At 69.1% G+C, this 10,657-nt stretch carries 8 protein-coding genes and 1 pseudogene; 6 read left to right on the top strand and 3 right to left on the bottom strand.

Going from position 1 to position 10,657, the window contains the following annotated elements; translation table 11 throughout:
• Both E3T33_RS01120 and E3T33_RS01115 read right to left on the bottom strand, forming a co-directional pair.
• The coding region (locus E3T33_RS01120) for an MmgE/PrpD family protein (RefSeq protein ID WP_134574559.1) at positions 1-939 on the bottom strand (939 nt) is incomplete at its 3' end.
• Positions 940-954: 15 nt separating this feature from the next.
• Positions 955-1,668, bottom strand: a complete 714-nt coding sequence (locus tag E3T33_RS01115; RefSeq protein ID WP_241977259.1) for a GntR family transcriptional regulator — start codon at positions 1,666-1,668, stop codon at positions 955-957.
• 86 nt (positions 1,669-1,754) lie between these two features.
• Between E3T33_RS01115 and E3T33_RS01110 the strand changes: the two genes are divergently transcribed.
• On the top strand, positions 1,755-3,680 hold the full coding sequence (locus tag E3T33_RS01110; protein ID WP_092323214.1) for an acetate--CoA ligase: 1,926 nt from the start codon (positions 1,755-1,757) through the stop codon (positions 3,678-3,680).
• A gap of 190 nt (positions 3,681-3,870) precedes the next feature.
• Positions 3,871-5,022 (top strand): WD40 repeat domain-containing protein, encoded by a 1,152-nt coding sequence (locus tag E3T33_RS01105; protein ID WP_166784353.1) that lies wholly within the window; start codon positions 3,871-3,873, stop codon positions 5,020-5,022.
• A gap of 18 nt (positions 5,023-5,040) precedes the next feature.
• Here E3T33_RS01105 and E3T33_RS01100 read toward each other — a convergent pair whose 3' ends face one another.
• A complete protein-coding gene (locus E3T33_RS01100) occupies positions 5,041-5,820 on the bottom strand; it encodes an SDR family NAD(P)-dependent oxidoreductase (protein WP_174775371.1) in 780 nt (259 codons plus the stop codon).
• 29 nt (positions 5,821-5,849) lie between these two features.
• Here E3T33_RS01100 and E3T33_RS01095 point away from each other — a divergent pair, with 29 nt between their 5' ends.
• From E3T33_RS01095 to E3T33_RS01080, 4 genes and pseudogenes are all read left to right on the top strand, one after another.
• Positions 5,850-6,950, top strand: a complete 1,101-nt coding sequence (locus tag E3T33_RS01095) for an acyltransferase family protein (RefSeq protein ID WP_241982781.1) — start codon at positions 5,850-5,852, stop codon at positions 6,948-6,950.
• 154 nt (positions 6,951-7,104) lie between these two features.
• Complete coding sequence (locus E3T33_RS01090; protein WP_134476414.1) at positions 7,105-8,436, top strand: bifunctional o-acetylhomoserine/o-acetylserine sulfhydrylase; 1,332 nt, start codon at positions 7,105-7,107, stop codon at positions 8,434-8,436.
• 163 nt (positions 8,437-8,599) lie between these two features.
• On the top strand, positions 8,600-9,802 hold the full coding sequence (locus E3T33_RS01085) for a homoserine O-acetyltransferase (RefSeq protein ID WP_092325369.1): 1,203 nt from the start codon (positions 8,600-8,602) through the stop codon (positions 9,800-9,802).
• Positions 9,803-9,894: 92 nt separating this feature from the next.
• Positions 9,895-10,657: pseudogene (locus E3T33_RS01080) on the top strand (DUF4389 domain-containing protein); the annotation flags it as partial.

Below are 10,657 nucleotides of genomic sequence, written 5' to 3'. Positions count from 1 at the left end.
GTGCTGGTTGTGCAGCTTCCGGGCGAGGTCGATCCAGGCCTGCGCCTGGTACTCGGCCGAGTGCTCCTTCGTGTAGCTGTCGAGGATGGCCCGCTTGGCTTCCCCGCGCTCGGGCAGCGGCACGCTGTACGCGGCATCCGCACCGTCGAGCAGCCAGGCGATCACGCCGTCCTCGCCCTCATAGATCGGGGTGGGGCTGGTCTCTCCGCGCACGGCCCGGTCGACGGCTTCGACCGCCAGCTTGCCGGCGAGCGCCGGGGCGTGCGCCTTCCAGCTGGAGATCTCGCCCTTCCGCGACTGCCGGGTGGCCGTGGTGGTGTGCAGCGCCTGGCCGACGGCCTGGAAGATGGTCTCGGCGTCGAGGCCGAGGAGCGAACCGATGCCGGCGGCGGCCGACGGGCCGAGGTGGGCGACGTGGTCGATCTTGTGCTCGTGCAGGCTGATCGCCTTGACCAGGTCGATCTGGATCTCGTACCCGGTGGCGATCCCGCGCACGAGGTCGCGCCCGGTGAGCCCCCGCGACGCGGCGAGGTGCTGGGCCACGGCGGTGATCGGCGGGATGTTGTCGCCGGGGTGGGAGTACTCGGCCGAGAGGAACGTGTCGTGGTAGTCGAGCTCACGCACGGCCACACCGTTGGCCCAGGCCGCCCATTCCGGGGAGACCCGTCGTGCGCTGGCCGGGCCGAAGACCGTCGCGCCCTCGCCGCCGACGGACCGCGGGTGGGACAGGGCCTGCCCGCGGGCCGACACGACCGGGCGGCGGGTGAGCGAGGCTGCGGCAACGGCCGCGTTGTCGATCACCCGGTTGATCACCATCTCGGTGACCTCCGGGGTCACCTCTACCGGATCGGTTGCCACCTCGGCGATCTTCCAGGCCAGCTGGCTTCCCCTGGCGAGATTCTCGTCGCTGCGGTGTACTCGTACGTTGTGGAGCTGCACGATGAATCCTTTCGGTCAGTCGGCCCGGTTGGCCGTCTCCTCATCAATCGCCGCGAGGACGCTGGTGAGGCTCTGGTGGAGATGGACATGGGTCGCGTGGGCGGCCAGGTTGGCGTCGCCGGCGATGATCGCGTCGATGATCAGGAGGTGTTCGGTCGCGGCCGCCCGCAGGCGGGCCTGGTTGCCCCTGGCCAGTCGGCGGATGCGGGAAAGGTGGGTGCGTACGGCATCGAGGGCGCCGACCAGGTACGGGTTGGCGCCGGCCGTGTCGATGGCCCGCTCGAGGTCGTCGATCAGGTCGTAGTAGCGGTGGATGCCGTCCTCGCCCTGGAGGAGCAGCTCGGGAGCCGACACGAACTGTTCGCGGAGGGCCCGGAAGACGGCGGGGTCGCGGCGCAGTGCCGCGAGCCGGGCGGCCTGCTCTTCGAGCGCCTGGCGCAGCTCGTACAGCTCGCGGATCCGCTCGATCGAGATCTCGGTGACCACAAACCCCCGACCGCTGCGCCCGGCCACGAGTCCGTCCGAAATGAGCCGGGCCACAGCCGCCCGCAGCGGGGTGCGCGAGACGCCGATGCGCGCGGCCTGCTCCACCTCGAGCAGGCCCGTACCGGGCGGGAGGTCCCCATCGAGAATCTCGACGCGCAGCTGCCGGTAGGCCCGTTCGCTGGCGGTGAGCGGCTCGCTCGCGGTGACAGGCTCGCGGACCCCAGAATCGGTTTGTGTATACACAACGGTCATACTATGCGCTTCAGGCGTCAATTGTGCAATACTTCGAGCATCCTTTGTATACAGAGGGCTCAATGGAGAGGTTCAACATGACGGGCGAACCACACGCCGGCTACCGCGAGACCTGGGCGCGGAGCATCGAATCGCCGGGCGAGTTCTGGCTCGATGCCGCGCGCGGAATCGACTGGGTCACTCCCCCGACCGTCGCCCTGGACGAGCGCGCCCCCGGCGCCGCGCACTGGTTTCCCGACGGGGAGCTGAACACGAGCTACAACGCCCTCGACCGGCATGTGCTCGCCGGCCGCGGCGACCAGGCCGCCCTGATCTACGACTCGGCCATGACCGGCACGAGGCTGTCGCTCAGCTACAGCGAGCTGCTCGAGCGCGTGGCCCGGTTCGCCGGAGTGCTCCGCGCCAACGGCGTGGACAAAGGCGACCGCGTGATCATCTACCTGCCGATGATCCCGGAGGCCATCGTCGCCATGCTGGCCTGCGCCCGCATCGGTGCCATTCACTCCGTCGTCTTCGGCGGCTTTGCCGCCAACGAACTGGCCGTGCGCATCGACGACGCCGGCCCCGGCGTCATCGTCACCGCCTCCGGCGGCCTCGAACCGGGTCGTGCGGTCGAATACCTCCCGCTCGTGCAGCGCGCCCTGAAGCTCAGCGCCGGATCGGTGAAGACCGTCATCGTGCGTGGCCGTGACGCGGTTCCCGGCAGCGCAGCCGACTACACCGACGACACCCACGCCACCTGGCTGGACTGGGCCGACGAGGAGGCGACGGCCACCCCGGCCGGGCCGGTCAGCCTGCGCTCAGGCGACCCGCTGTACATCCTCTACACCTCAGGAACCACCGGCAGCCCCAAGGGGATCGTGCGCGACAACGGCGGGCACGCCGTCGCCCTGGCCTGGTCGATGCGCAACATTTACGACGTCGGTCCCGGCGACGTGTACTGGGCCGCCTCCGACGTCGGCTGGGTGGTCGGCCACTCCTACATCGTTTACGCCCCGCTTCTGGTCGGCGCCACCACGGTGATCTACGAGGGCAAGCCGATCGGCACACCGGATGCCGGGGCCTTCTGGCGTGTCGTCGAGGACTACAAGGTCAAGGTGCTGTTCACCGCCCCGACCGCGATCCGCGCCATCCGGCGGGTCGACCCGGGGCTGCGCGAGCTGGCGAAGCACGACGTGTCCAGCCTGGACAGCCTGTTCCTGGCCGGTGAGCGCCTCGACCCGGAAACGTTCCACTGGGCCAACAACGGCCTGCACTGCCCGGTCGTCGACCACTGGTGGCAGACCGAGACGGGCTGGGCGATCTGCGCGAACCCGCGCGGCATCGAGGCCCTCCCGACCAGGCCCGGGTCGGCCACCGTGCCCGTGCCCGGTTACGACATCGAGATCCTCGACTCGAAGGGCAAGCCGGTCAAGCGGGGGAAAGAAGGCAACATCGCCATCCGCCTGCCCCTGCCGCCGGGCACCCTGATGGGGGTCTGGGGCAGCGAGGACCGGTACACGAGCGCCTACCTGTCGGCCTTCCCTGGCTACTACGCGACCGGGGACTCCGGCCACTTCGACGAGGACGGTTACCTGTACGTGATGGGCCGCACTGACGATGTGATCAACGTGGCCGGCCACCGTTTGTCGACCGGCTCCCTCGAGGAGGTGCTCACCCTGCATCCGGCCGTCGCGGAGTGCGCGGTCCTCGGCGTGCACGACGCGCTCAAGGGGCAGCGCGCTGCCGGTTTTGTCACGCTGAAGGCCGGCGAGCAGATCGACCACGACACCCTCGCCGCCGAACTCATCGGGCTGGTCAGGGAGCACGTCGGCCCGGTCGCGGCCTTCCGCGACGTGACCATCCTGGAACGGCTGCCGAAGACCCGCTCAGGCAAGATCCTGCGCAAGACGATCCGGCAGATCGTGGACGGCGAGCCGTACACGGTTCCGCCGACCATCGAGGATCCGACCGTGCTCGACGACCTGCAACGGGCCGTCCACGGCGCCGGCGAAGGCAGCTGACAGCAGTCCTGGGTCGGTCAGTCCCGCATCCGCAGTTCGCCCCCGGCCTTCGTCCACCCTCCGCGAGGGTGAGCTGGGTCCCACGACATGGTCCTGTGTCGGTGCGAGGGCTAGGTTGAACCTGTTGAGAGGCACATGCCGGTCACGCAGGGGCGAGGACTCCGGGCCAACGGGGCGGGAGGTGGCGATGATGAGCGGTCTGCGCGCCAGGAAGGCCACCAGTGCCGTGGCGTGGAGGCTCGCCGGGATCGTGCTGACGTTCCTCGGTCTCGCCGTGATCGGGTACTGCTCCCTCTACCTCGTCAGGCACTTCACGACCGGCTGGAATCCCGAGGGAACCGACTTCGCGAACACCACGACGTCCTTGTGGTTGGCACTGTTTGTGTTCGGCGTGGGACCCACCGCCTATGGCTTGAATGTGGTGATCTCGGGGACACGAACCGGTGAACCGCCCCCGGTTGAGGCATCGGCGAGGCTGATACGCACCCTTGCTCCCGGTGGCTCGTCCTCGGTGGCTGTGACGCCCGACGGGGCGTGCGCCCTGGGCTGCGGGAGCAACGGGCCAACCACGGTCTGGGACCTGTCAACGGGGCGCCCGCTTCGGACGCTTGACGCGCACGCCATGGTGTTCGCGCTCGCGGTGACACCCGATGGACAATCCGTTGTGTCAGGGTCCTCCGACACGACGGTGCGGGTGTGGGATCTGACGTCCGGGCGCCTGCTTCACACCCTGGCGGGCCACAAGAAGCCAGTGCGCACGGTGGTTGTGACTCCCGACGGGCGCTGGGCTGTTTCCGGCTCCGAGGATTGGACGCTTCGAGTCTGGGATCTGGCATCGGGGGCGGCGGTGAGCACCTTGCCGGGCAACCGCTTTGTTGGGGGCGTCGCCGTGAGCCCCGACGGGCGCCTGGTTCTCTCCGGCTGCACCGACAGGACAGTGCGGGTGCTTGAGCTGGCCTCCGGGGCGACGGTGCAAACCCTGAAGGGTCACGCAGGTCCGGTCTGGGCGCTCGCTGTGACTCCCGACGGGCGAAGGGTTGTGTCCGGATCGTCCGACAAGACCCTGCGGGTGTGGGATCTGGCATCCGGGCGCCCAGTGCAGACCCTGGCGGGCCACACCAAGAAGGTCTCGGCCATTGCGGTGACTCCCGACGGGCGCAGGGTAGTGTCCGGGTCCTCCGACAAGACCCTGCGGGTGTGGGACCTGGCCTCCGGGCGTCTACTCCACACGCTGGAAGGCCACCTCACCGCTGTCCAGGCCGTTGCAATCACCCCTGACGGCCGCTTCGCCGTCTCCGGCTCCTCCGACGGAACGCTCCGGGTCTGGGACATTGCTGACTGAGCCCGGATCCGGGGTCGGTCAGTCCCGCATCCGCAGTTCGCCCCGGGCGATCCTCGTCGGCGCCGCCTGGGCGACCGGTTTGATCGTGATCAGGTCGAGGTTGACGTGTGCCGGGCGCTCCACGCTCGAGACGATCGTCTCGGCGATGTCCTCCGCAGTGAGCGGGTTCGGAATGTTCTCGTACGCCGCGACCGCCTTCTCCGCGTCGCCGCCGAAGCGCACGAGGCCGAATTCGTCGGTCTTGACCATGCCGGGGGCGATCTCGATCACCCGGATGGGTTCGCCGTTCAGTTCAAGGCGAAGCACCTCCGTCATCGCGTGCGCGGCGGACTTTGCCGCGTTGTAGCCGCCGCCGCCGAGGTAATTGACGTGGCCGGCGATCGAGGTGATGGTCACGATGTCGGCCGAGCCGCCGCCCGACGAGATTCCGGCACGCAGGAGGGGCAGCAGGGCGCTGGTCACCCGTTTCACGGCGAGCACGTTGATCTCGAACATCCAGGCCCAGTCCTCGATCTTCGAGTTCTCGACGCTGTCCAGGCCCAGGGCGCCGCCGGCGTTGTTGACCAGGGCGTGCACCGGGCCGGTCGCGGCCAGGAAATCGCGCAGCGCGTCGACGTCGGCCTGCCGGGTCAGGTCGGCCGTGAAGACCTGTGCGCCGGTCTCCTCGGCGAGCGCCGCGAGACGGTCGGCACGCCGCGCGACCCCGACGACGTCCCACCCTCGAAGCCGGAACAGGCGCACGCTGGCCGCCCCGATTCCCGAACTTGCACCGGTTACGACCACTCTGCGTGTACCCATTCTTCTATTCTGCAGGGAGAATGGGGCTAATGAGCACCACAGGCGCAGCCGCAACGACAGCCCAGAAGAGGCGGGTCCCGATCTGGGACAACGCCCGCTGGATCGCGATCACCCTCATGGTGATGGGTCACGCCATCCTCAAACTCATTGCCGAGTCGGATGTCGCCTACGAGGCGTACCTGTTCATCTACGCGTTCCACGTGCCCCTGTTCGTGGCCGTGAGCGGGTATTTCGCCAAGTCGGGGCCGCCCGGCACCCGGCAGTTGCACCGGCTGCTGACCGACATCGTCTTCCCGTACCTGATCTTCGAAACGATCTGGACGCTCGTGCGCTGGCTGCTCGGCGGCAACTTCTGGCTCGATTACGCGACTGCCTCCTGGACGCTGTGGTTCCTGATCGCGATCGCGATCTGGCGGATCTCGCTGCCCTACCTGGTGTTGCTCCGCTATCCGCTGCTGATCAGCATCCTCATCTCCGTCGGCGCCGGCTACATCGAGTCGCTCGACGCGACCTTCACCCTCACCCGAACCCTGGGCCTGCTGCCCTTCTTCGTCTTCGGCTGGCACCTGCGCCAGCGCCAGCTCACCGGCCGCTGGCTGGCCCTCGGCCCCCGGGTGGTGTGGCGCTGGCGCGCGGCCGCCCTGGCCCTGTTCACCGCCCTGGCGGTCGTCATCGTGCTGAGCATCGACCGGCTGCGCGAGCTGAAGGTTCGCCGCTTCCTGCTCTATGACGAGTCGTACGGCACGATCGGATACGACCAGGTCTGGGCCGGCGTCATCCGCCTCTGCCTCATGCTGCTCGCCTTCGGCCTGATCGTGGCGTTCCTGGTGCTCGTGCCCCGGCGCCGCACCTGGTTCAGCAAGCTGGGCGCCGCCACCATGTACATCTACCTGCTGCACAGCTTCGCCCTGTTCCCGTTCCGCGAGTCGGGCGTGCTGGACGGCCCGCAGCCGGCCTGGGTGCTCCCCGCCATGATGCTGCTCAGCGTGGGGATTTCGGTCCTGCTCTCGCAGGGCGTCGTGCGGAGGGTGTTCCGGCCGCTCGTCGAACCGCGTGCGCGCTGGCTGTTCCGCAGGGAGCCGGCCACCCTCACCGGGACGATCGTGCTCCCGCCGGGCGAACCGCGCTGATCTCACCGGAGTCCGCCCCGGCAAATCGGCCGGTCCCGGCGCAGATGTGACGCCGTGTTTCGGGCACCGTTGCCGGTGTGGACCTGCGTGTTTAGGCTCGCTGCAGAGCGATGGACGGTCCACGCCCGCCCCGGACCCAAGGGAGACCCACCTCATGAGCGATAACACTTCAGCCTGGAAGTTCGAAACCAAGCAGGTTCACTCCGGCGCCAGCCCCGACCCGGTCACCAACGCGCGGGCCACGCCGATCTACCAGACCACCTCGTACGTGTTCAACTCCGCGCAGCACGCCCAGAACCTGTTCGCGCTGGCCGAGTTCGGCAACATTTACACGCGCATCCAGAACCCCACGCAGGCGGTCGTCGAAGAGCGCGTCGCGGCCCTCGAGGGCGGCACCGCTGCGCTGCTGCTGGCGTCCGGCCAGTCGGCGACGACGTTCGCGGTGCTCAACATCGCCCAGGCCGGCGACCACATCGTGTCATCCAGCTCGATCTACGGCGGCACCTACAACCTCTTCAAGTACACGCTCGCCAAGCTCGGCATCGAGACGACGTTCGTGGAGAACCAGGACGACGCCGACGAGTGGCGCCGCGCGGTTCGCCCCAACACCAAGCTCTTCTTCGCGGAGACCATCGGCAACCCGAAGATCAACGTGCTCGACATCTCCCTCGTGGCCGATGTCGCCCACGAATCGGGCGTGCCGCTGATCGTCGACAACACGATCGCCACCCCGTACCTGATCCGCCCGTTCGAGCATGGCGCGGACATCATCGTGCACTCCGCCACGAAGTTCCTCGGCGGGCACGGCGCGGTCATCGGCGGCATCGTCGTCGACGGCGGAAAGTTCGCCTGGTCGAAGAACGTGGAGAAGTTCCCCGGACTCACCGAGCCCGACCCGTCGTACCACGGCGCCAGCTACACGGGCGCGGTCGGCGACGGGATCGCGTACATCATCAAGGCGCGCGTGCAGCTGCTGCGCGACCTCGGCGCCGCGATCGCGCCGGCCAGCGCCTGGCAGCTCATCCAGGGCATCGAGACCCTCAGCCTCCGGGTAGAGCGCCACACGCAGAACGCCCAGGAGATCGCCGAGTGGCTCGAGAACCACGCCGACATCGCCTCGGTCAACTACGCGGGCCTGCCGTCGAGCCCCTGGTACGCGGCGGCCAACAAATACGCCCCCCTGGGCGTCGGAGCCGTGCTGTCGTTCGAACTCAAGGGCGGGGTGGATGCCGGCCGCGAGCTGGTTGACAACCTCGAGCTGTTCAGCCACCTGGCGAACATCGGTGACGTGCGGTCGCTGGTCATCCACCCGGCGTCGACGACGCACGCGCAGCTCACCCCCGAGCAGCAGCTCACCGCCGGCGTCACCCCCGGGCTGGTGCGCCTGTCGGTCGGCATCGAGAACATCGCCGACCTCAAGGCGGACCTCGAGATCGGCTTCGCCGCGGCTCGCGCGGTCGTGGCCGCCTCCCGCGCCAACGCCTAGCCGAACGACCGCCGGCCACGCCGCCGGCAATTCGACGGAGATTCCCCCCTCACCGGGCGTTGCGGGCCGATTTCGGTCCCGCGGCGAAGGGATCTCCGTCGAATTCGCCGGTCCGGCGTCACAAACGGGCCGGGAACTGAATCGCGCGGCAGAATGGAGGCCTATGGAATGGCAATCCGCCGCTGACACGGTCCCGTCGAGCTTCATCACCGAGGCCCAGGCGCGCTCGCTGCTCGGCAAGCCTCCGGCCACGGGTGCCTGGCGTGACGGCGACCCGGTCGGTCACCGGCGGTTCCTGGATGTCGGCCCGTTGCACTTCGAGGCCGGGAGCAGCCTGGGCGCCGTGCGGATCGCCTACGAGACCTGGGGCACGCTCTCTCCCACGGGCGACAACGCCGTGCTCGTGCTGCACGCCCTCACCGGCGACAGCCACGTGGTCGGACCATCCGGACCGGGGCACCACACCGCCGGGTGGTGGGGCGGGATCGTCGGTCCGGGCCTGGCCATCGACACCGACCGGTGGTTCGTCGTCGCTCCGAACATGCTCGGCGGCTGCCAGGGCAGCACCGGCCCGTCCTCGCTGGCGCCCGACGCCGCGGAATGGGGCACCCGTTTCCCCTACCTGACCATCCGCGACCAGGTCGCCGCGCAGGTCGCGTTCGCCGACCGGCTCGAGATCGACCGCTGGGCGGCCGTCATCGGCGGCTCGATGGGCGGGATGCACGCGCTGGAGTGGGCGGTGGAGAAGCCGGCCCGGGTCGAACGCCTCGCCATCCTCGCCGCGCCCCCGGTGTCGACCGCCGACCAGATCGCGCACAACTCGGTGCAGATCGAGGCCATTCGCACCGACCCGCTCTTCCGCGCCGGCGACTACTACGACGCCGCGGACGGCGACGGCCCGACCAGGGGCCTCTCCCTGGCCCGGCGGATGGCGCTGCTCAACTACCGCAGCCCGTCCGAGCTCAATCTGCGCTTCGAGCGCGGCTGGCAAAGCGACATCAGCCCCCTCGGCGCCGGCGGCCGTTTCGCGGTGGAGTCGTACCTCGACTTCCACGGCAACAAGTTCACCCGCCGATTCGATGCCAACAGCTACATCGTCCTCGCCCTGGCCATGAACTCCCACGACATCGGTCGAGGGCGCGGCGGCGTGCCTTCCGCGCTCGCCCGGATCACCGCCAGGACCCTCGTCCTTGGGATCGACAGCGACCGGCTCTTCCCTGTCGACGGCCAGCGGACCATCGCCGCCCATCTTCCGAACAACATCGACGGCAGCGACCCGGTCGTGCTCCAGTCTCCCTACGGGCATGACGGGTTCCTGATCGAACACGATGCCGTCGGCTCCCAGCTGGCCCGGCTGCTCCGCTGACGAGGTCCGTCCGCCGGGGTTGACAGCCGCCGGATTCGGGTAAAACCTGAAGGGAATCAGGGGACGGCGCGCTTGCCGAGAGGACGTCAGCCATGAAGCCAGGATCCGTGGTCATGCTCGTGATCGGAATGCTCCTCGCCCTGCTGGGGATGGGTGTGGTCAGCGGCGGGATCGTCGCGGCCTGGGCCAATTCCGAGCAACGGTCGGGCGGTTTCCTCGAAACCCCCGCCCGTACGTTCTCGGTCGACACCTACGCCCTCACCTCACCTCACTCCGACGCCGACATGGGCGTGTCCACCGGACTCCCCTTCGACGTCGGAACGATCAGGCTCCGGGCCACGTCGGTCGGGCAGGACGGGGAGATCTTCATCGGGATTGCACCCCAGGCCGACGTCGACCAGTACCTGGCCGGAGTGAACCACACCGTGCTCAGGCAGATGACCTTCGCCCCGTTCCGGGCCGAGTACGACGACGTGGCCGGACCCAACGAGCCGGAGCCGCCGGACGAGCAGACCTGGTGGACGGAATCGGTCTCCGGTTCGGGCGAACAGCAACTCGAGTGGGACATCCAGTCCGGAAACTGGGCCGTCGTCGTGATGAACGCGGACGGGAGCCCCGGCGTGGACGTGTCCCTACAGGCGGGAGCGCGGTCCGATCTGCTCGGGCCACTGGCCGTCGGGCTGCTGATCGGCGGCGGCCTCCTCCTGCTGATCGGCATCATGCTCGTCGTGGCCGGCGCGATCGGCCTCGGGCGGTCGCGCACCCCTCCCGGCCCGGGCCAGGCCGTCGGAGCGGGTCCGGCCGTCGGAGCGGGACCGGCTCCGGGACCGGCGAGCGCGGGCGCCGCCGGCGGTG

Source organism: Cryobacterium sp. TMT1-2-1 (assembly GCF_004403955.1).
Classification (GTDB): Bacteria; Actinomycetota; Actinomycetes; order Actinomycetales; family Microbacteriaceae; genus Cryobacterium; species Cryobacterium psychrotolerans.
This window is presented reverse-complemented; position numbering and strand designations above follow the sequence as displayed.

Excerpts from the sequence above, each read along its gene's own strand:
- E3T33_RS01110 (WP_092323214.1), top strand. The coding sequence starts at position 1,755 with ATGACGGGCGAACCACACGCCGGCTACCGCGAGACCTGGGCGCGGAGC.
- E3T33_RS01105 (WP_166784353.1), top strand. The coding sequence starts at position 3,871 with ATGAGCGGTCTGCGCGCCAGGAAGGCCACCAGTGCCGTGGCGTGGAGG.
- E3T33_RS01100 (WP_174775371.1), bottom strand. The coding sequence starts at position 5,820 with ATGGGTACACGCAGAGTGGTCGTAACCGGTGCAAGTTCGGGAATCGGG.
- E3T33_RS01095 (WP_241982781.1), top strand. The coding sequence starts at position 5,850 with ATGAGCACCACAGGCGCAGCCGCAACGACAGCCCAGAAGAGGCGGGTC.
- E3T33_RS01090 (WP_134476414.1), top strand. The coding sequence starts at position 7,105 with ATGAGCGATAACACTTCAGCCTGGAAGTTCGAAACCAAGCAGGTTCAC.
- E3T33_RS01085 (WP_092325369.1), top strand. The coding sequence starts at position 8,600 with ATGGAATGGCAATCCGCCGCTGACACGGTCCCGTCGAGCTTCATCACC.